The sequence below is a fragment of the Alteraurantiacibacter lauratis genome (assembly GCF_037154155.1).
Classification (GTDB): domain Bacteria; phylum Pseudomonadota; class Alphaproteobacteria; order Sphingomonadales; family Sphingomonadaceae; genus Alteraurantiacibacter; species Alteraurantiacibacter lauratis.
Genome location: NZ_JBANRN010000015.1, coordinates 1 through 20,000, shown reverse-complemented (window position 1 = coordinate 20,000; position 20,000 = coordinate 1). Strand labels below are relative to the sequence as shown.

Here is a 20,000-nt window from a genome sequence, read left to right as displayed (position 1 = left end):
GGACGTGGCACGCTGCGATAAGCGTCGGGGAGCTGTGAGCAAGCTTCGATCCGGCGATTTCCGAATGGGGAAACCCACCTTCACCATTTCCTCTGTCATCCCTTCGGGGGTGTCAGAAGAGGTGGATAGGGTATCACCAGACTGAATATATAGGTTTGGTGAAGCGAACCCGGGGAACTGAAACATCTCAGTACCCGGAGGAAAAGACATCAACAGAGATTCCCGTAGTAGTGGCGAGCGAACCGGGACCAGGCCAGTGCTCATCTTTCAACTAGCAGAACACTTTGGAAAGAGTGGCCATAGCGGGTGACAGCCCCGTATGCGAAAGTGATGAGATGAGACTCGAGTAGGGCGGGACACGTGAAATCCTGTCTGAACATGGGGGGACCACCCTCCAAGCCTAAATACTCGTACATGACCGATAGCGAACAAGTACCGTGAGGGAAAGGTGAAAAGCACCCCGATTAGGGGAGTGAAACAGTACCTGAAACCGAATGCTTACAATCAGTTGGAGCCCCATAGGGGGTGACAGCGTACCTCTTGCATAATGGGTCAGTGACTTAATTTATCGAGCAAGCTTAAGCCGTTAGGTGTAGGCGCAGCGAAAGCGAGTCTGAATAGGGCGACTGAGTTCGATGAATTAGACCCGAACCCCGGCGATCTAGGCATGGCCAGGTTGAAGGTGCGGTAACACGCACTGGAGGACCGAACCGGTGAATGTTGAAAAATTCTCGGATGAGCTGTGTTTAGGGGTGAAAGGCCAATCAAGCCGGGAAATAGCTGGTTCTCCGCGAAAACTATTGAGGTAGTGCGTCGGATGTATGCCGTTGGGGGTAGAGCACTGGATGGATGCGGGGGTCGCGAGATCTACCAACTCTAACCAAACTCCGAATACCAACGAGTCTTGTCCGGCAGACAGACGGCGGGTGCTAAGGTCCGTCGTCAAAAGGGAAACAGCCCTAACCTACAGCTAAGGTCCCCAAGTCATCACTAAGTGGGAAAGCATGTGGGAATCCCAAAACAACCAGGAGGTTGGCTTAGAAGCAGCCATCCTTTAAAGAAAGCGTAACAGCTCACTGGTCTAAATAAGGGTTCCTGCGGCGAAGATGTAACGGGGCTAAAGTGATGCACCGAAGCTTAGGGTTCAGTCTTCGGACTGAGCGGTAGCGGAGCGTTCCGTAAGCGAGTGAAGCGGGAGGGTAACCGACCGTGGACGTATCGGAAGTGCGAATGCTGACATGAGTAGCGACAAAGAGGGTGAGATGCCCTCTCGCCGAAAGACCAAGGGTTCCTGCGCAACGCTAATCGGCGCAGGGTGAGCCGGCCCCTAAGACGAGCCCGAAGGGGGTAGTCGATGGGAACCACGTTAATATTCGTGGGCCTGGTGGTGTGTGACGGATGATGGACGTTGTCGATCCTTATCGGATTGGTTCGGCAGCCAAGTTGTTCCAGGAAATAGCCCCACCGTATAGACCGTACCCGAAACCGACACAGGTGGTCAGGTAGAGTATACCAAGGCGCTTGAGTGAAGTATCCTGAAGGAACTCGGCAAATTGCCTCCGTACCTTCGGAAGAAGGAGGCCCTGGCTTAGCGCAAGCTTTGTCAGGGGGCACAGGCCAGGGGGTAGCGACTGTTTAGCAAAAACACAGCACTCTGCTAAGTCGGCTTCAAGACGACGTATAGGGTGTGACGCCTGCCCGGTGCTCGAAGGTTAAGAGGAGGAGTGCAAGCTCCGAATTGAAGCCCGAGTAAACGGCGGCCGTAACTATAACGGTCCTAAGGTAGCGAAATTCCTTGTCGGGTAAGTTCCGACCTGCACGAATGGCGTAACGACTTCCCCACTGTCTCCAGGATATGCTCAGCGAAATTGAAGTTCCCGTGAAGATGCGGGATACCCGCGGTTAGACGGAAAGACCCCGTGCACCTTTACTGCAGCTTCAGAGTGGCATTAGGAAAGAGTTGTGTAGCATAGGTGGGAGGCTTTGAATCTTGGGCGCCAGCTCGAGGGGAGCCATAGGTGAAATACCACCCTGCTGTTTTCTGATGTCTAACCTCGCACCGTTAGCCGGTGTAGGGACCCTCTGTGGCGGGTAGTTTGACTGGGGCGGTCGCCTCCTAAAGAGTAACGGAGGCGCGCGATGGTAGGCTCAGGCCGGTTGGAAACCGGCTGTTAGAGTGCAATGGCATAAGCCTGCCTGACTGCGAGACTGACGAGTCGAGCAGAGACGAAAGTCGGTCATAGTGATCCGGTGGTCCCTCGTGGAAGGGCCATCGCTCAACGGATAAAAGGTACGCCGGGGATAACAGGCTGATACTGCCCAAGAGCTCATATCGACGGCAGTGTTTGGCACCTCGATGTCGGCTCATCACATCCTGGGGCTGGAGCAGGTCCCAAGGGTTTGGCTGTTCGCCAATTAAAGTGGTACGTGAGCTGGGTTCAGAACGTCGCGAGACAGTTTGGTCCCTATCTGCCGTGGGCGTCGATTGTTGAGAGGAGTTGCCCCTAGTACGAGAGGACCGGGGTGAACATACCTCTGGTGTACCTGTCATTCCGCCAGGAGTGCAGCAGGGTAGCTATGTATGGACGGGATAACCGCTGAAAGCATCTAAGCGGGAAGCCTCCCTCAAGATAAGCAATCATCGAACCGTGATAGACCATCACGTTGATAGGCCGGGTGTGGAAGTGCAGTAATGTATGGAGCTAACCGGTCCTAATAGTTCTGTTCGCGCTTGGTGATCCCACCATCAATGTCAGGCCTGTGGCCCGCACATTGTGGAGGATGTCTCAAGCCCGATGATGCCTCAACAATACATCCCTTAGCAGGGTGCATCGATTTAAACCCTTGTCCGTCACGCCGGCTTCATTGCTTGGTGATCATGGCGCCTGTGACCCACCCGATCCCATCTCGAACTCGGCCGTGAAACCAGGCAGCGCCGATGGTACTAACGCTCAAGCGTTGGAAGAGTAGGACGTCGCCAGGCATTGTAGCCGGCGTGTACAGGCAAGGCTCAAAACCCATTCACAGTCAAAGGGCTGTCCCCTCGTGGGATGGCCCTTTTGGCGTCTTATGCGGCTATGCGTCGCGTGCGTTTTTATCGGTGACGCGGGGTGGAGCAGCCCGGTAGCTCGTCAGGCTCATAACCTGAAGGTCGCAGGTTCAAATCCTGCCCCCGCAACCAATACCATACCCAGAAGCCTCGCCCTGCCGGTGGGGCTTTTTGCGTTTCGACCATCGGGATTGTCCCAAGACTGCGCGCTTCTTCGCCGCTGCTGCGCACGAGGCGCGCAAAGGCCCGCAACCTTTCCTCCTGTTGCTGGCTTGCCACATCCCTTTCCTGTCCCTGAAGTGCAATATTTTTGTCGCTGCAGTGCAACAAGCGGCTCCGAAAGGCGCTCCATCTTTAGCCAAGGATGGACCAGTTCCGATGACAGACGCCCGTTACACCCTCTCCACCTGCGCCGCCGCGATTGCGGCCGTGATCTGCACTCCGGCGTTCGCGCAGACTGCTGGCACAACCGATCCGGTCGAGCAGGAGGAAATCCGTTCCGCCAGCAATATTGTGGTGATCAGCGCGATTGGCTTTCGCGATCGCAGCGAAGAGGCCGAGCCCGTCCTCGTCTATGACGAGCAGTTCTTCCAGCGCTTTGAGCCGCTCACTGCAGGCGATGCGCTGCGCCGCGTTCCCAGCGTCACCTTTCTGTCGGACGTTCTGGAGAGCGACGGGGCGCGCCTTCGTGGACTTGATCCGGGCTATACCCAGATCCTGATCAATGGGGAGCGCGTGCCTGGCTCGCAGGCTGACCGTTCGTTCTTCCTCGACCGGGTACCGGCCGAACTGATCGAACGCGTGGAGATTGTCCGCTCCTCTTCCGCCCGCCGCACCGGTGATGCGGTTGCCGGCACGATCAACATCGAACTGCGCGATGGTCTGTCGCTCGATGGCGGATATATCCGGGGCGGCGGCCTTCTGTTTGATGACGGCGAAGTGAAGCCCAGCGCCGGCTTCTACTACGGCGGCGAAGCCGGGCCGGGGCGCATCCTGATCGGTGCGAATGTTCAGGGGCGTTACAACCCCAAGATCAAGAGCAGCTTCCGCTTCAGCGACTCCCCGGAAAACAATGCGGACTTCTTTGCGGATGATTTCGACAACCGGGAAGACCAGACCGATACGCGCGACGGCACCGATTACGCTTTCAACGGCAGCTATGTGATCGATTCCGGCGGCACATTCTTCGAGATAGCCGGAAATTTCGTGCGCACCGAACGCACCGAGAGCGAGCGGTCCTTCGAATATAACGATCCCACCGCCATCAACGGCCCGGTGCGAACCGCGAACCCCGGCAATCTGCTGACCGACAATATCAACGTCAACGACATCACGCAGGAAAGCTGGGCGATCAGCGCCAAGGTGGAACAGGAATGGGCCGCCGGCGAAACCGGTGTGCGCGTCTCCTTCTCACGGTTCGATGATTTTCAGGATGAATTCGAATACGAGGTCGACTTCGACCGCGGCACGCCGCGCTTCACCGGCGATCTGTCGCTGACCGACATTGCCGACAAGGAATTCGTGGTCGAGATCGACCATCAGGTTCCGCTCGCTGATGATCTTGATCTCGTGTTCGGAGGCTTTGCCCAGAACAAGGACCGCCTGAGCGATGTGCGCAGCGTGCGCAACCGGTTCAACCTGACAGCCGCCGATCGCGAAGGATACGACCAGTTCAGCGAAACGCCTGAACAGTTCGCCACGCCCTTCACTCTACCGGCTGCCGCTCCGGGCAAGATCGAGGAAGATCGCCGCGATCTGTTCGCGCTGATCGAGGGGCAGGCCGGCGCGGTGACGTTCGAGGCGGGCATACGCTGGGAAAACACCGATGTGCGGATCGGTGCGCTTGAGACCAGCTTCGATTACTTCCTGCCGTCAGCCTCGGCCAAGATTGCGGTGGGCGAGGGCCGGATCACCATTTCCGGCGCGCGGACGGTTCGCCGTCCCCGGTTCGATTTCATCAGTCCCGTGCTGCTCGAAGCGGAACTGGGCGATAACGACCTGCTCGGCAATCCCAACTTGCTGCCCGAAACGGCGTGGGGCGGCGATCTGGGGTATGAACACCGCATCGGGCGCACCGGCGTGGTCGGCGTGAACGTATTCTACCGCGATGTGAAGAACCTTGTCGAGCTTGCCAATACCGGCGTCGAAGGCTCCGAAGGTCCGGGAACCTTCGTGTTCCAGCCGCGCAACACCGGCAACGGCGAAGTGTACGGCATCGAATTCGACCTTTCGACCAGCCTTGCTTTCCTCGGCCTGCCGGATACCGGCATCTTCGGCAATCTCGGCCTGATTGACAGCTCGATTACCGATATCTTCGGCAGCCGGCGGTTCAACGACCAGTCCAAATATGTCTACAACATGGGCTTCATTCACGATTTCAATGCCATCGGCGCAGCGTTCGGCGTGACATACCGCAAGCAGGGCGCCGCCTTTGGCCGCGTGATTGGCGAGGAGGTGACCACAACCTATGGCGCCGATCTCGAAATCTTCGTGGAGAAGAGCTTCGGTGACAACTTCACCATCCGTGCGGTGGGTTCCAACCTCCTTGATTCCACCAAGGACGAGGTGTTCAACAAGTTCACCACGGTGCAGGACCAGATCGACCGCAGCTTTGATGAATACGAACTGGAAAGCGAACAGGCAGGACCGGTGTTCCAGTTGATCGCAAGGTATGCCTTCTGATGCGCGCCCGGTTGTTTGCCGCAGCGGCGGGTGCCTTGTTCCTCGCCGCGTGCGCCACTGCCCCGCAGGGTCTGCCGCCGGTTGCCGTCTACGCCTTGGGCGAGACGGTGCCGGTGGGCACGGCGAACGAGGATGCGGCGGATGATCCGGCGATCTGGCGCAACGCGGCCAATCCCGCCGCAAGCCTGATCGTCGCGACCGACAAGAAGGCGGGCCTGTATGTCTATGGGCTGGACGGCGCGCGGCGCAGTTTCGTGGATAGCGGCCGGGTGAATAATGTCGATCTGGTCGATACAGCGGATCACGGCGTCATCGTGGTGGCGAGCGACCGCAACGATCTGTTGAATGCCGCCTTGCAGGTCTATCGCCTGAACACCCAAACCGCCGTGCTGGAGCCTCTTGGCACTGGCCCCGGCGGTGCGGGCGAGGGGTATGGCCTGTGCCTCGGCTACCGGGGCGGCGTGCTGCGTGCCTATTCGGTGCTGAAGGAAGGGCGCACGCATGAAGTGCGCATCGACCTGTCGGGCGCGGCGCCTGCCTTCACCATGGAACGTGTGCTGACCGTCGCCACCCAGCCCGAAGGCTGCGTGGTCGATAACCGCAACGGCACCCTTTATGTGGGCGAGGAAGCGGGCGGCCTGTGGCGTTTTGCGGCGGGCAGCACCACGGGCGATCTGGTCGCGCCGATCGACAACCGCTATCTGGTTGCCGATCTGGAAGGGGTGGCGCTGGCCCCCGCCGGCGCGGATGGCGGCTATCTGGTGGCGTCGAGCCAGGGCGACAACGCCTATGCCGTGTTCCGCCTGCCCGACATGGCCCCTGTGGGCCGCTTCCGCATTGCCGCCCGGCAATTCGGCGCGACCGAGGAGACCGACGGGATCGATCTCGCGCTTGGCGATTTCGGGCCGCTTTATCCGCAAGGGCTGTTCGTGGCGCAGGACGGGCGGAATGCGCCCGCGGCGCAGAACTTCAAGCTGGTAAGCTGGGCCGATGTGGTGGCCGCGCTGGGGTTGGAATAACCCCGCTACGGCTTCCATCCGGGTGGCAAATGGCTGGCGGGCAGGGTGATCTCCACGCTGTCCGCCATCACCCGCGAACTTTCGCCAAGGCGCACGGTGTAGGTGCCCGCCGCACGGGTCCAGCCCGGATTCGCGGTATCCCACACGGCCAGCAGGCGCGGATCGACCGCTACTTCGATTTGCCGCGTCTCGCCCGGTTCGAGGCTGACCTTGGCAAAGCCGCCCAGCCTTTGCGGCGCTTCCCAGTTCGGCCCGCTGACATAGATCTGTGCCACATCCGCGCCGGCGCGCGTGCCGGTATTGGTCAGTGTGAAGCGCGCCACCAGCCCTTCGCCGCGCGCCTCCACCGCCAGATCGCTCATGGCGAAGCTAGTATAGGACAGCCCGTGACCGAAGGGGAACAGCGGGTCGTGCCCGTGGGCATCGAACCACTTGTACCCCACCGCCGCGCCCTCGGAATACACGACATCGCCCGGCTGCGGATCGCCCGGATGCGGCAATTGGGCAAGAGCGCGCGGGAAGGTGACGGGCAGGTGGCCCGACGGGTTGACCGCGCCGGTCAGCACGCGGGCAATCGCCGCGCCGCCATTGCGGCCCGGATACCACGCCTGCACGATGGCCGGAACGCGCGCGGCCCATGGCATCAGCACCGGCCCGCCGGTCTGCAGCACGACCACGGTGTTGGGCTGGTTCATCGCCACCGATTCCACCAGTGTATCGTCCTCCACATGCAGCGGCACATCGATGCTTTCGCTGGCCCATTGGTTGGCAAACACGATGGCGAGATCGGCCGCATTGGCGGCGGCCGCTGCGCCTTCGTGATCGCGCCCGTCATGGAAGGAGATATCGGCATCGGGCAGCAGCGCGCGCAGTTCCTCCAGCGGGCTGGAGGGGTAATAGACCACTGGTCCCGGCCATGTGCGCGGCTCCAGCCCCGGCACGGCATTGCCGCCATCCGGCCCCTCGCCGGGATAGACCTGGCTGGACCCGCCGCCCGACAAGACGCCCCTGTCGGCATGGCCGCCAATCACCACGATGCGGCGCGCTGTGGCGCCAAGAGGCAGCAGGCCGCGCTCGTTCTTGAGCAGCACAATGCCCCCTTCCGCCGCCACCTGTGACACGGCCCGGTTGGCGGCAAAGTCGATGGCCTGCCCCTCGGCAACCGGGTTGTCGACCAGCCCGTGCGCGAACATGCTGCGCAGGATGCGGCGCACGGCGGTGTCGATATGCGCCTGTGTGATTTCGCCCGCTTCCAGCGCCGCCGCCACCCTATCGGCGCGCAGCCACGCATCACTTTGCAGGCCAAAGCCCGATTCCTGATCCAGCCCGGCGACGATGCTGGGCGCGGTCGAATGCACCGCCCCCCAATCGGACATGACGTAGCCCGGCCAGCCCCATTCTTCGCGCAGCACCTGCGTCAGCAGAAAGGGGTGCTCGCACGAATAGGGGCCGTTCACCCGGTTATAGGCGCACATGACCGATCCCGGCTGACCAATCTCGTGCGCGATCTGAAAGGCAAACAGGTCGGCCATCCGCAAGGCCGCCTCCTCCACCACCGAATTGCCTGCGCCGCGGTCGGTTTCCTGCGCGTTCACGGCAAAATGCTTTGAGGTGGAGATGATGTTGTTGGATTGAATGCCGGCAATCTGGCGGCCCACCATCACGCCCGCCAGCAAGGGATCCTCGCCCGCATATTCGAAATTGCGCCCGCCGCGCGGCTCGCGGATCAGGTTGACGCTGCCCGCCAGCAGCACGTTGAACCCGTCGGCGCGCGCCTCGCTGCCGATCATCGCGCCGCTGGCAAAGGCGGCGTCCACGTCCCAGCTGGCCGCTGTGGCAAGGCCAGATGGCAGCGCGGTGCGCCCGCGTTTGCTGGCCGCGCCGCCTTGGGTGGCAACGCCGATACCCGCATCGGCCTGCCATTGCGCCGGAATGCCAAGGCGCGGGATGCCGGGCACATAGCCTGCCGAACCCGCGCGCGCCTCTGGCACACGGGTGTAGTTTGCCGGGGCAAAGTCCTCCCCGAAATAGCCCATCAGCAGAGTGAGCTTTTCGTCCTGCGTCATCTGCGCCAGCATCGCGGCGGCGCGTTCATCGGGCGTGCCGCGCGTGTCGGCGGCGAGCAGCGCTGCGCCACCCGGTTGCGGCGTTTGCGCCAGCGCAGGCGAGACGGCCAGCGCCAGCACCGTGGCGGCAAGCAGGATATGGCGCGATTTCATGGCGTTCCTCTCATTTTCCTGTGAAGTATATCACGAACATTGCCCAATAGCGCAATGCCGACATAAAACCGTCGCAAGGCGTGCCTAGCGCTGCGCCAACGCTGTTTTGACGGAGTGCCCCATGATTGCCGATCGCCGCCAGTTCCTTAGCGCCACGGGCAGCGCCTTTGCCGCATTTGCCGCTGCGGGCTGTGCCGCTCGCGCTGCGGGTGGCCTTGCGGCTTTGCCCGCGGCCGATGCTTACGGCGCGCTGGTGCCCGATCCTGCGGCAATCCTTGATCTGCCGCCGGGCTTTTCCTACCGTGTGCTCTCCACGCTGGGCGATGCGATGACCGATGGCGGGACGGTGCCCGACCGGGCGGACGGCATGGGCTGCTTTGACATCGGCAATGGCGAGTTGGCGCTGGTGCGCAACCACGAATTGAATGCCATAGCCGACAGCGGCGGCGCAAACGGCCCGGCTTACGATACCGTGGCGCGCAGCCTGGTGCCCCTTGCAGGCGGCACAACCACGCTGGTTATTGATGCCGCAACGCTGGCGGTAAAGCGGCAATACCGCAGCCTGGCGGGCACGATCCGCAATTGCGCGGGCGGGGTCACGCCGTGGGGTAGCTGGCTTTCGTGCGAGGAGAATGTCTCGCGCGCGGATGGACAGATCAACCGCGATCACGGCTATGTCTTTGAAGTGCCTGCCAATGCGGAGCGGCAGGTGATTCCCGTGGCGCTGACCGCGATGGGCCGTTTCAACCACGAAGCTGCCGTGGTCGATCCGGCCAGCGGAATCGTCTACCTGACCGAGGACCGGCCCGACAGCCTGCTGTACCGCTTCATCCCGGCGATTCCCGGCCAATTGGCCGCGGGCGGGCAATTGCAGGCGTTGGCAGCTGAAGGCGTGGCCGATTCGCGCAACTGGGAAAACCGCCAGATAGCTGTGGGCCAGGCCGTCGCCTGCCGCTGGATCGATCTCGACAATGTCGAAGCGCCCGAAGACGATCTGCGTCAGCGCGGCGCGGCGCAGGGCGCCACGTTGTTTGCCCGCGGCGAAGGCATCTGGATGGGCGAGGGCGAGTTCTATTTCACCTGCACATCGGGCGGGCCGGGGCGTTTCGGGCAGATTTTCCGCCTGCGTCCGGCCAGCAATGCGAATGGCGCCGACATGCTCGACTTGTTTTTCGAAAGCGCATCGGGCGACGATTTCACTTATGGCGACAATCTGACGATTGCGCCCGACGGGCATCTTATCGTGTGCGAAGACCGGTCGGGCAATCAGGTGAACTATATTCGCGGGGTCACCACCGCAGGCGGCGTTTATCCCTTTGCCCGGCTGCGGGTGGAGACCGAGCCGGCTGGCGTGTGTTTCTCGCCCGACGGCGCCACGCTGTTCGTCAATCTGATGGAACCCACGCGCACATTGGCGATCACGGGACCGTGGAACTGGGGCTGATAGGCATGGGCTGAGGCGTCAACCCGCCCGTTCGCGCAAGAAAGCCAGCACCGGCTCGGCCCATTCGGGGCGGCAGATCAGCAAGTCCGGCAGGTAAGTGTCCGCCTGATTATACCGCATCGCGCTGCCGTCGATGCGGCTGCAATGCAGGCCGTGCGCGGCGGCAACCGCCACAGGCGCGCAGCTGTCCCATTCATATTGCCCGCCCGAATGGAGGTAGATTTCGGCATCGCCCAGCACCACCGCCATCGCCTTGGCCCCGGCGCTGCCCATGCCCACCAGCTCGCCTCCCAGCGCCTCGGCCACGGCCACGGCTTCGGCGGCAGGGCGGGTGCGGCTAACGACAAGGCGCGGGCGTTCGGGAGCGGGGGGCAGGGTGCGCGGCTGGTCGCTGCGCAGCACCACGCCGCCTGCCAATCCCGGCAGCGCCACCGCGCCCAGCGTGGCAACCCCATCGATCGCAAGCCCGACATGCACCGCCCAGTCGGCGCGTTCCTCGCCATATTCGCGCGTGCCGTCGACCGGATCGACAATCCACACGCGCGATTTGGACAGGCGTTCTTCGGTATCCTTGCTTTCTTCGGAGAGCAGGCCATCATCCGGCCGTTGCTGGCGCAGCGCGTGCACAAGGAACTGGTTCGCGGTCTGGTCGCCTGCCTTGCCCAGGCTCTTGCCTTCAAACATGCCGCTGGCGCGCACCTCCAGCAGGATGCGCCCCGCAACTTCGGCCAGATGGGCGGCCAGATCGGCGTCGGTCATGTTGGCTCCAGTCACGCCGTTCAACCCAGCAGCCGGTCAATGATGAGGTCGGCCGCCTGCTCCACCGTCATCGCGGTGGTGTCGATGCGGATTTCGGGGTTTTCCGGCTTTTCATACGGGCTGTCGATCCCGGTGAAGTTCTTCAGCTTGCCCTCGCGTGCCTTCTGGTAAAGCCCCTTCACATCGCGCGCTTCTGCCACTTCGAGCGGTGTGTCGATGTGAATTTCGAAGAATTCGCCTTCGGGCAGCATCGCGCGCACCATTTCGCGCTCAGCGCGGAACGGGCTGATGAACGCGGTGATGACGATCAGGCCCGCATCCGCCATCAGTTTGGCGACTTCGCCCACGCGGCGGATATTCTCGATCCGGTCCGCTTCGGTAAAGCCCAGATCCTTGTTGAGGCCGTGGCGCACATTGTCGCCATCCAGCAGGAAGGTGTGCCGGTTCATCCGGTGCAGCTTTTTCTCCACCATATTGGCGATGGTCGATTTGCCGCTGCCCGACAGGCCCGTGAACCACAGCACGGCGGGCTTCTGGTTCTTCATCGCGGCGTGCTGTTCGCGGGTGATTTCCAGCGCCTGCCAATGCACATTCTGCGCGCGGCGCAGGCTGAAATTGATCATGCCTGCACCCACGGTGGCGTTGGTCAGCTTGTCGATCAGGATGAACCCACCCAGCGAGCGGCTGGCTTCGTAGGGTTCGAACACGATCGGCTTGTCGGTGGTGACTTCGGCCACGCCAATGCCGTTCAGTTTCAGCGTCTTGGCGGCCAGATGCTCCATCGAATTGACGTCGATCTCGTATTTGGGCTGCGCTATGGTGGCGCTGACCGTTTGCGTCGCCAGTTTCAGCCAATAGGCGCGGCCCGGAATCAGGTCGTCGTCGCTCATCCAGATGATATTGGCTTCGAACTGGTCGGCGCTTTCGGGCGGATTGCCTGCGGCGGCGATCACATTCCCGCGGCTGCAATCGACCTCGTCCGCCAGGCAAATGGTCACTGCCTCGCCTGCCACCGCCTCGTCCAGTTCGCCATCGAAGCTGACGATCGACTTGACCGTGCTGGTCTTGCCCGAAGGCACGATGCGCACCGCATCGCCCGGCTTCACTGTGCCGCTGGTGATCAATCCAGAAAAGCCCCGGAAATCGAGATTGGGGCGGTTCACCCACTGCACGGGCATCCGGAAAGGCTGCGCCTGCGCGGTGGTGTTGTCCACCTCTACGGTTTCGAGATGGTTGATCAGGCTGGGCCCGTCATACCAGGGGGTGTTCGGGCTGGGCGCGTTGGTGATGTTGTCGCCCTTGAACCCCGAAATCGGAATTGGGGTGAAGTCTGTAATTCCGATGGATTTGGCAAAGCTGCGGTAATCGGCCACGATATGTTCGAAAGTGGACTGGTCGTAATCCACCAGGTCCATCTTGTTCACCGCCAGCACGATGTGGCGGATCCCTACCAGATGCGCCAGAAAGCTGTGGCGGCGCGTCTGCGTCAGCACGCCCTTGCGCGCATCGATCAGGATTACCGCAAGATCCGCCGTGCTCGCGCCGGTCACCATGTTGCGCGTGTATTGTTCATGCCCCGGCGTATCGGCGACAATGAACTTGCGCTTTTCGGTGGTGAAGAAGCGGTAGGCGACATCGATGGTGATGCCCTGTTCGCGTTCGGCGGCCAGTCCGTCCACCAGCAGGGCGAAATCGATGGCGTCACCTTGTGTGCCCACGCGCTTGCTGTCGGCTTCGAGCGCGGCGAGCTGATCCTCGAAGATCATCTTGCTGTCGTACAGCAGGCGGCCGATCAGCGTGCTCTTGCCGTCGTCCACGCTGCCGCAGGTGATGAAGCGCAGCAGCGTCTTGTTCTGGTGCTGCGCCAGATAGGCATCGATGTCTTCGGCAATAAGGGCATCGGCCTGGTAGACGGGTTCGGTGGACGTCATGCTTGTCTCGCTGGCTCGGATAACGAAATCGGGATGATGGGAGCGGCGCTGTGGCCGCGATCGAAAGAATAGCCGAAGCGCGCGATATCCTCGGCGTAAAACGCCCCGATCCGGTCGCGCAGGGCCGGGGTGTAATAGCCTTGCCATGGGCGCTTCGTTGCAGGCGCACGGCCTCTGCCCAGCAGGCGGTCGAGCAGTCCGGCCTTGCGCGGCTTGCCCGATTTGTTGCGGTGGGGCAATTGCTCGCTCGGCAGGTTCAGATGGCGCGCCATCGTGGCAAAATCCTGCGCCAGCGTTTCGAACCGGCCAATGAAATCGACGATGTAATTGCCGTTTTCATCGGTCACGCAATCTGTCTGCGGGACGATGTGGCGCGAATGGTCCGAGAAACTGTCGAGCTGCGCCAGGCGTGCGTCCACGAACTGTTCGAACGTCGGCAGGTGGCTGTTCTGCCGGTATTCGAATTCCGAAACCAGCCGCGCCCACGGATTGCGCACGAAGGCGAATTTGAAATAGCCAGCGAACTGCGCCGGATCGATATGTCCAAGCGCCACATATTCGCGCGCCAGCAAATGCGCCATCCTGTCCGGACCCTTGGCAGGATCATCGTTGGCATAAAGCAGCAGGGGGCGACGATCTTCCCACGACAGGCCATGAAGCGCCAAAAACACGCTTTCCACGCTCTGCCCTCCCGTCTTGGGCACATGCACGAACACGCAGCGGTGCGGGTGCGATATCACGCACTGTCTCCGCCGCCGACCATCCGTGCAGGGGCTGCGCGCCGCGCAAGCATCAGAAATAGCCTTCCTGCTTCTTCTTCTCCATGCTGGCCGACTGGTCCTTGTCGACCGCGCGGCCATTGCGTTCCGATGTGGTGGTCAGCAGCATTTCCTGGATGATTTCGGGCAGCGTTGCCGCCTCGCTTTGCACCGCGCCGGTAAGCGGGTAGCAGCCCAGAGTGCGGAAGCGCACGCTCTGCTCCTTCACCACTTCGCCAGGGCGCAGTGTCATCCGCTCATCATCCACCACCAACAGCAAGCCGTCGCGTTCCACAGTGGGGCGCTTGGCTGCGTAATAGAGCGGCACGATCTCGATATTTTCGGCCAGAATGTATTGCCAGATGTCGAGCTCAGTCCAGTTGGACAGCGGGAAAACGCGGATGCTTTCCCCCTTGTTCTTGCGCGCGTTGTACAGGTTCCACAATTCGGGCCGCTGGTTCTTGGGATCCCAGCTGTGCGTGGCGGTGCGGAAGGAGAAGATGCGCTCCTTGGCGCGGCTCTTCTCCTCGTCACGGCGGCCGCCGCCGAACGCCGCGTCATAGCCGCCCGCATCGAGCGCTGCCTTCAGCGCATCGGTCAGCATCAGCTGCGAATAGATCGGCGTGGGTGTATCGATCGGGTTGATCCCGCGCGCGGCCGCTTCGGCATTATGGTGCACCACCAGGTTCAGACCGAAACGCGCCGCCTGCCGGTCGCGCAGGTCAAGCAGGTCCTGGAAATCCCAGCCGCTCGCAATGTGCAGGAACGGAAATGGCGGCGGCGAAGGATAAAAGGCCTTGAGCGCGATGTGCAGCATGACCGCGCTGTCCTTGCCGACCGAATAGAGGAACACAGGGCGTTCCGCTTCGGCCACGACTTCGCGCATGATGTGAATGGCTTCGGCTTCCAGCCGCTGGAGATGGGTTAAGCTTTTCATGGCGCACCGAAATGCCTTGTGCAGTGCAGCATGGCAAGGGCTAACCCTTATTATATTTTCTTTCAGGGCACCAAACCGATCAGGCCAATGGCGTCCATTCCTGGTCATGCGGCAATGGCGCGAAGATCGCGTCGAGCATGGCCTCGGTCACGCCTTCGGGTGCGGACGGATGCCAGACGGGCGCGCTGTCCTTGTCCACCAGCACCGCGCGCACACCTTCGGCGAAATCGGGCCGCGCGATCATGCGGCAGACAATGGCATATTCGCGCGCCATTTCGGCCGTGAAATCGCCCGTTGGGGTGGCAAGCTGGCGCAGCGCGACCTTGGCCGATGCGGGGCATTTGGTGGCGACTGCGCGGTATTCCTTCGCCGCCCAGTCGGAAGGATCAGCCGCCAGCGCGGCAAGGATCCCTTCCAGCGTGGGGGCGGCGAACAGGCGTGCAATCCGCTCCGCATTCCTTTCCAACCGGGCGGCGGGCGCGGGTCTGGACAGGTCGGACAATATATCGCCCGCCGCCAGCGGTTCGCGGGCAATCGCCTCCTTCGCTTCGGCCAGATCATCCGCCGCCAGATAATGCGTGGCAAGCCCCGCCCACAGCGCCTCGGCGCCGTCCAGCCGCGCGCCCGTCAGCGCGATGAACGCGCCCAGATGGCCCGGAAGCTGCGCCAGATGGTGGCCCGCGCCGGCATCGGGAAACAGGCCGATCGCGCCTTCGGGCATGGCGAGCAGCGTGTTTTCGGTCGCGATGCGAAAAGCTGCGGGCAAGGCGATGCCCGCGCCGCCGCCCATCGTCACCCCGTCCATGAAAACGATCACGGGCTTGGGATAGGCATGGATCAGGTGGTTGAGCCGGTATTCGGACAGGAAAAACGCCCGCGCCGCCGCGCCGCCGTCTGCCAGCACCGAATTGCGCACCGCCACCACATCGCCGCCCGCGCAAAATCCGCGCGTGCCGGGGGCGTGTTCGATCAGTACGGCTGCGACGGTGGGATCGCCCTGCCATTCCCGCAAGGCCGCGCCCATCGTCTCGCACATCGCCGTGGTCAGCGCATGGAGCGCACGCGGGCGGTTCAGCGTGATGACGCCCAGCGCGCCCAGGCGGCGGGTCAGGATTTCGGGCTGGCTATGCGGCAAGGACTACTGCCCCGCGCCCACGATGGCTTCGGCCTCGATCTCCACCTTGAAGGCGGGGCCGGCCAGCGCCGATATGGCTACCAGCGTGCCCGCAGGCCGCGCATGGCCGCAGGCGGCGGTGAAGGCGTTGGTCACCGCCATCGCATCATTGATGTCGGTCACGAACATGCGCACCCGCACAATGTCATCCGACCGGCCGCCAAGCTGCTGGATATAGTCGATGATCTGTTCGAAACAGCGTTCGGCCTGCCGCCCGGCATCGGGGCTGATGCTGCCATCCGCCTCCACCCCGATATTGCCCGCCACGATGATGCGGTCGCCTACGCGGATGGCGCGGGTGAACTTGGCCTGTTCCTCGAAAGCGCCCAGCGGGGGGATGCGCTGGCGCCCATCGTGCGGGCCAAGATCAGTAGGGTCAGCCACAGGTAATCCTCTCTATCCGCATATTGTCGTCATAGGAGACTGTAAGGCGATCAGGCCGATAGTCCATCGTTGCCGCGCTGCGCGGCGGCACCCAGCGCAAGGTGGCTGAACCCGTTTCGCGCAACAGGCGTGTGCCTAGCTCTGCCGTGGCGACCTGCCCGATCAGCCCCTGCACCCCGCTGGCATCACATTCCCCGGCGGGCGGGCGCGCGGCAAGGCCGCCATCCGCAGTGGTGGCGGCACATCCGGCCAACACCATGCAACCCGCTGCAAGTCCCAGAATCGCCTTCATCGCCGCTCTCCTATACTTAGCATACTAACGTTTTCTCTCGCCTTGTCGATCCACCGATGGTATAGACAAAGTCAAGGAGAGAGAACTGATGACTTTGCACATTGATCCCATCACGCCGCGCTTCGGCGCGACATGTTCAGGCCTCGACCTCACCCGCCCGCTGTCTCCGGAAGAGGTGCGGCAGGTGACCGATGCGATGGACACATGGGGCGTCACTGTATGGCGCAATACCGGCATGACCGATGAACAGCATGTCGCCTTCAGCCGCAATTTCGGCTTTCTGGAACGCGTTCCCGCGCGCGAGGGCGTGAAGATGCGCCTGCCTTTCCGCGAACTGTTCGATGCCAGCAATCTCAATGTCGATGGCGAGATTACGCGCGATCCTGCCGCGATTGAATACCGCAAGGGTGACCGGCTGTGGCATACCGACAGCGCCTTCATGGAAAAGCGCACATCCTATTCGCTGCTGCTGGCGCATCAGGTTCCGGCCGAAGGCGGCGAGACGTGGTTTGCCGACACGCGCAGCGCTTACGAGGATCTGCCGCAGGAAACCAAAGATCTGCTCGAAGGCAAGATCGGCATCAATTCGCTGTGGTGGAGCCGCAAGCAGGCGGGCGCCCCCATTGCCGAGGAGGAAATCGACGAGCGGCCCAAGGCGCGTCACCCGCTGGTGCATGTCCACCGCGGTTCGGGGCGCAAAGCGCTGTTCATTGCGGCGCACACCATGGATGTGGAGGGGATGGATAAGGCCGAAGGGCGCAAGCTGATTGCCGATCTGATCGCCCATGCCACCCAGCCGCAATATATCTTCAGCGTGAAATGGAATCCAGGCGACCTGGTGATCTGGGACAATCTGTGCACCATGCACAAGGGCGGCGAATTCGATTACGCCAACCACAAGCGCGACATGCGCCGCACAACGGTGCGTGAAGGCACCGAACCGCACCAGATGGAAACCGGCGACGACCCCTATGCCGCCCTGTTCGCGCGTGCGCCCAAAGTGGTCGATATCGCCGATGCGCGGGTGGGTGGACGCTAGGCTTTCGTCCCCGCAGCAAAGGTGCAGCAAAAAGGCCCGGCTCTCAAGAGAGAGCCGGGCCTTTTCGTTAGGCTAAACCTGCGCGATCAGAAAATGCGGCAGGCGGTCTCGGCAGGGGCTGCGAGCAGCTTTTCCAGCTCGTCATCCAGCTTGAGCATGGTGAGCGACACGCCGGCCATTTCGATGGCGGTGCAATATTCGCCCACATAATTGCGCGCGATCGTCAGACCGGTTTCGGCGGCCAGCTTGGCGGCCTTGTTGTAAACCACATAGAGTTCGGCCGGGGGCGTGCCGCCGAGGCCATTGACCATCAGCGCCACGCGGTCGCCCGACTTGAACGGCAGGTCGGTCTGCACCGCATCGAACAGCAGCTTGGTGATTTCGTCGGCGGATTTGATCTTGGTGCGTTCGCGGCCCGGTTCGCCGTGAATGCCCACGCCCACTTCCATTTCATCGGGGCCGATGTCGAAAATCGGATCGCCCTTCTGCGGGGGGATGCAGCTGGTCAGCGCCACGCCCATCGTGCGGACATTGGCGTTCACCTTTTCGGCCACGGCATAGACCGCGTCGAGATCGGCACCCGCTTCGGCAGCGGCGCCGGCGGCCTTCATCACGAAGAAATTGCCCGCCACGCCGCGCCTGCCCACGGTGTAGAGCGAATCCTGCACTGCGACGTCATCATTGATGATGAACTGCTTGAGCTTGATGCCCTCGGCCTCGGCCATTTCGCAGGCCATGTCCCATGCCATGCGGTCGCCCTGGTAGTTGTTCACCAGCACCAGCACGCCCGCATCGGTCGCGGCGGCCTTGATCGTTTCGTAGCAGGCATCAACCGGCGGCGCGGCAAACACCGGGCCCTGGCAAGCGGCAGTCAGCATACCGGGGCCGACGGCCATCACGTGTGCGGGCTCATGCCCCGAACCCGAACCCTGCACGATCGCCACCTTGCTGGCGTCGATGTTCTTGCGCTTGATCATCTGGAATTCGAGATTGCCTTCGAGCAGGTCGGCATTGGCCGCCAGCACGCCGGACATGAATTCGGGCACGAAATTGGCCGGATCGTTGACGAACTTCTTCATATGTCATTCCTCTCCATGGAACGGTTGAAACGGGAAAACCTTGGGGGATTCCGCATGGGGAATCAGCGGGCAAGCTCCGCAGCTTTCGGAGTGTAGTCCACGCCGTAGTGCTTGCACCAGTCGTAAAGGATGGTGGCGATGCCCACGATGCCCGGATCGGGCGTATTGCTGCTGCGCTCGCCCACCTGGCTGGCGCGGCCGCGATGCGCGACGAGCGAACGGGTCTCGTCAATCGCCTCGTCGGCGACCTTGGTAACGGCCGCCAGAACCGCCTTCAGATCGCTGCCGTCCATCGTCTGCATCGTTTCGTGGATCGGGATCAGCGCGTCGAGCAGCGTCTTGTCACCGCGCTTGGCCCCACCGCGCGCCATGATGCCTTCGAGCGCCGAGCCGACCATCGCGGTCAGCGTGGCGTAATCCACCTCGGTCATGCCCTTGGCCGCCATCCCGGCGCGCATGAAGCCGGTGCCCCAGATCGGGCCGGACGAACCGCCGACATGCTTGGAACAGATCATGCTGATCTTGAGCAGCATGGCGCCGATGGCGCTTTTGTCGATGGTGGGCAGATCGGCCTTGATCACCTTGAACCCGGTGGCAAGCGACGTGCCGAAGTCGCCGTCACCGGCAAGCCCGTCAAGGTCGGAGAAATACTTCTCGTTGCGGATCACCGTGTCGCAGGTGATGTCGATGGCCTTTTCAATATCGGCAAGGGTAAGCGTGGACATTCAGTCTCCCTTTCGTTTCGCGGCTTTTCAGGCTGCGGCCTTGGCAGCCGCGTTGAGCGCGTTGAGATCGTTGATAGTGATGAGCACGGGATCATCGCCCAGTTCGGGCACCACCTTCACCGCCTCGGAAAAGTCTTCTTCCGCCGTATAGGTGCTGGTGGTGATCAGCGTGGGGATGCCCGCACCTGTAGCGGCGAGCAGGCCGTTGCGGCTGTCCTCGATCACCATGCAATCGGATGCCGGCAGGCCAAGCGTTTCCAGCGCCAGCAAATAGATGTCGGGCGCGGGCTTCTTCTTCGCCACCACATCGCCGGCATGGACGAATTCGAAGGCGGCTTTCCGTTCCGGACCGAACAGGTCGAGCACCGCGTCGATGAATTTGGGGTTCGAGGTGGTGCACACACCCAGCCGCACACCCGCCGCGCGCGCCTCGTCGATGATGCGCAGGATGCCGGGCCGCACCGGCAGATCGGCCACTATCTCGCTGGTGAGCCGCGTCTTTTCCTTGT

General features: G+C 62.3%; 15 protein-coding genes, 1 tRNA gene and 2 rRNA genes (1 of these 18 running past the window's edge). 7 read left to right on the top strand and 11 right to left on the bottom strand.

Annotation, left to right across the window (positions count from 1 at the left end):
* The 5 genes from WFP39_RS13090 to WFP39_RS13070 form a co-directional block, all read left to right on the top strand.
* Nucleotides 1–2,736, top strand: a 23S ribosomal RNA gene (locus tag WFP39_RS13090) (it extends 53 nt beyond the left edge of the window).
* Between the two features lie 132 nt (nucleotides 2,737–2,868).
* Nucleotides 2,869–2,983 (top strand): 5S ribosomal RNA (rrf, locus tag WFP39_RS13085).
* 121 nt (nucleotides 2,984–3,104) lie between these two features.
* Nucleotides 3,105–3,181 (top strand) — tRNA-Met (locus WFP39_RS13080).
* Between the two features lie 246 nt (nucleotides 3,182–3,427).
* On the top strand, nucleotides 3,428–5,731 hold the full coding sequence (locus WFP39_RS13075) for a TonB-dependent receptor plug domain-containing protein (RefSeq protein WP_336920203.1): 2,304 nt from the start codon (nucleotides 3,428–3,430) through the stop codon (nucleotides 5,729–5,731).
* Complete coding sequence (locus tag WFP39_RS13070) at nucleotides 5,731–6,750, top strand: phytase (protein WP_336920201.1); 1,020 nt, start codon at nucleotides 5,731–5,733, stop codon at nucleotides 6,748–6,750. The genes WFP39_RS13075 and WFP39_RS13070 overlap by 1 nt, the downstream gene beginning before the upstream one ends.
* A 5-nt stretch (nucleotides 6,751–6,755) precedes the next feature.
* Here WFP39_RS13070 and WFP39_RS13065 read toward each other — a convergent pair whose 3' ends face one another.
* A complete protein-coding gene (locus WFP39_RS13065) occupies nucleotides 6,756–8,969 on the bottom strand; it encodes a beta-glucosidase family protein (RefSeq protein WP_336920199.1) in 2,214 nt (737 codons plus the stop codon).
* Nucleotides 8,970–9,090: 121 nt separating this feature from the next.
* Between WFP39_RS13065 and WFP39_RS13060 the strand changes: the two genes are divergently transcribed.
* Complete coding sequence (locus tag WFP39_RS13060) at nucleotides 9,091–10,413, top strand: alkaline phosphatase PhoX (RefSeq protein ID WP_336920198.1); 1,323 nt, start codon at nucleotides 9,091–9,093, stop codon at nucleotides 10,411–10,413.
* An 18-nt stretch (nucleotides 10,414–10,431) separates the two neighbouring features.
* Here WFP39_RS13060 and WFP39_RS13055 read toward each other — a convergent pair whose 3' ends face one another.
* The 7 genes from WFP39_RS13055 to WFP39_RS13025 all read right to left on the bottom strand — a co-directional run bounded on the left by WFP39_RS13055 (nucleotide 10,432) and on the right by WFP39_RS13025 (nucleotide 16,648).
* Entirely contained in the window at nucleotides 10,432–11,172 is a 741-nt protein-coding gene (locus WFP39_RS13055) for a 3'(2'),5'-bisphosphate nucleotidase CysQ (RefSeq protein ID WP_336920197.1), read from the bottom strand.
* A 20-nt stretch (nucleotides 11,173–11,192) separates the two neighbouring features.
* The gene (cysN, locus tag WFP39_RS13050; protein ID WP_336920196.1) at nucleotides 11,193–13,103 is read right to left on the bottom strand and encodes a sulfate adenylyltransferase subunit CysN; all 1,911 of its coding nucleotides are present in this window, start codon (nucleotides 13,101–13,103) and stop codon (nucleotides 11,193–11,195) included.
* Entirely contained in the window at nucleotides 13,100–13,843 is a 744-nt protein-coding gene (locus WFP39_RS13045) for a sulfotransferase family 2 domain-containing protein (RefSeq protein ID WP_336920195.1), read from the bottom strand. The genes cysN and WFP39_RS13045 overlap by 4 nt, the downstream gene beginning before the upstream one ends.
* A 52-nt stretch (nucleotides 13,844–13,895) precedes the next feature.
* Nucleotides 13,896–14,798, bottom strand: a complete 903-nt coding sequence (gene cysD, locus WFP39_RS13040; RefSeq protein WP_377923466.1) for a sulfate adenylyltransferase subunit CysD — start codon at nucleotides 14,796–14,798, stop codon at nucleotides 13,896–13,898.
* A 79-nt stretch (nucleotides 14,799–14,877) separates the two neighbouring features.
* Nucleotides 14,878–15,933 (bottom strand): enoyl-CoA hydratase/isomerase family protein, encoded by a 1,056-nt coding sequence (locus WFP39_RS13035; RefSeq protein WP_336920193.1) that lies wholly within the window; start codon nucleotides 15,931–15,933, stop codon nucleotides 14,878–14,880.
* A gap of 3 nt (nucleotides 15,934–15,936) precedes the next feature.
* Nucleotides 15,937–16,356, bottom strand: a complete 420-nt coding sequence (locus tag WFP39_RS13030) for a Rid family hydrolase (protein ID WP_336920191.1) — start codon at nucleotides 16,354–16,356, stop codon at nucleotides 15,937–15,939.
* The gene (locus tag WFP39_RS13025; protein WP_336920189.1) at nucleotides 16,349–16,648 is read right to left on the bottom strand and encodes an I78 family peptidase inhibitor; all 300 of its coding nucleotides are present in this window, start codon (nucleotides 16,646–16,648) and stop codon (nucleotides 16,349–16,351) included. The genes WFP39_RS13030 and WFP39_RS13025 overlap by 8 nt, the downstream gene beginning before the upstream one ends.
* Before the next feature lie 88 nt (nucleotides 16,649–16,736).
* Here WFP39_RS13025 and WFP39_RS13020 point away from each other — a divergent pair, with 88 nt between their 5' ends.
* Nucleotides 16,737–17,687, top strand: coding sequence for a TauD/TfdA dioxygenase family protein (locus tag WFP39_RS13020; protein WP_336920188.1), 951 nt, complete (start codon nucleotides 16,737–16,739; stop codon nucleotides 17,685–17,687).
* Between the two features lie 86 nt (nucleotides 17,688–17,773).
* Here the strand turns inward: WFP39_RS13020 and dhaK are convergent, their stop codons facing one another.
* The 3 genes from dhaK to WFP39_RS13005 form a co-directional block, all read right to left on the bottom strand.
* The gene (dhaK, locus tag WFP39_RS13015; RefSeq protein ID WP_336920187.1) at nucleotides 17,774–18,766 is read right to left on the bottom strand and encodes a dihydroxyacetone kinase subunit DhaK; all 993 of its coding nucleotides are present in this window, start codon (nucleotides 18,764–18,766) and stop codon (nucleotides 17,774–17,776) included.
* Between the two features lie 62 nt (nucleotides 18,767–18,828).
* Nucleotides 18,829–19,491, bottom strand: coding sequence for a dihydroxyacetone kinase subunit DhaL (gene dhaL / locus WFP39_RS13010; protein WP_336920186.1), 663 nt, complete (start codon nucleotides 19,489–19,491; stop codon nucleotides 18,829–18,831).
* Nucleotides 19,492–19,518: 27 nt separating this feature from the next.
* Nucleotides 19,519–20,000, bottom strand: a 482-nt coding sequence (locus WFP39_RS13005; protein WP_336920185.1) for an HAD-IA family hydrolase, incomplete at its 5' end; no start/stop codon positions are given.

Coding starts and splice junctions, on each gene's coding strand:
- WFP39_RS13075 (WP_336920203.1), top strand. CDS start 3,428: ATGACAGACGCCCGTTACACCCTCTCCACCTGCGCCGCCGCGATTGCG.
- dhaK (WP_336920187.1), bottom strand. CDS start 18,766: ATGAAGAAGTTCGTCAACGATCCGGCCAATTTCGTGCCCGAATTCATG.
- WFP39_RS13070 (WP_336920201.1), top strand. CDS start 5,731: ATGCGCGCCCGGTTGTTTGCCGCAGCGGCGGGTGCCTTGTTCCTCGCC.
- cysN (WP_336920196.1), bottom strand. CDS start 13,103: ATGACGTCCACCGAACCCGTCTACCAGGCCGATGCCCTTATTGCCGAA.
- WFP39_RS13055 (WP_336920197.1), bottom strand. CDS start 11,172: ATGACCGACGCCGATCTGGCCGCCCATCTGGCCGAAGTTGCGGGGCGC.
- WFP39_RS13065 (WP_336920199.1), bottom strand. CDS start 8,969: ATGAAATCGCGCCATATCCTGCTTGCCGCCACGGTGCTGGCGCTGGCC.
- WFP39_RS13060 (WP_336920198.1), top strand. CDS start 9,091: ATGATTGCCGATCGCCGCCAGTTCCTTAGCGCCACGGGCAGCGCCTTT.
- WFP39_RS13025 (WP_336920189.1), bottom strand. CDS start 16,648: ATGAAGGCGATTCTGGGACTTGCAGCGGGTTGCATGGTGTTGGCCGGA.
- cysD (WP_377923466.1), bottom strand. CDS start 14,798: ATGAAAAGCTTAACCCATCTCCAGCGGCTGGAAGCCGAAGCCATTCAC.
- WFP39_RS13020 (WP_336920188.1), top strand. CDS start 16,737: ATGACTTTGCACATTGATCCCATCACGCCGCGCTTCGGCGCGACATGT.
- dhaL (WP_336920186.1), bottom strand. CDS start 19,491: ATGTCCACGCTTACCCTTGCCGATATTGAAAAGGCCATCGACATCACC.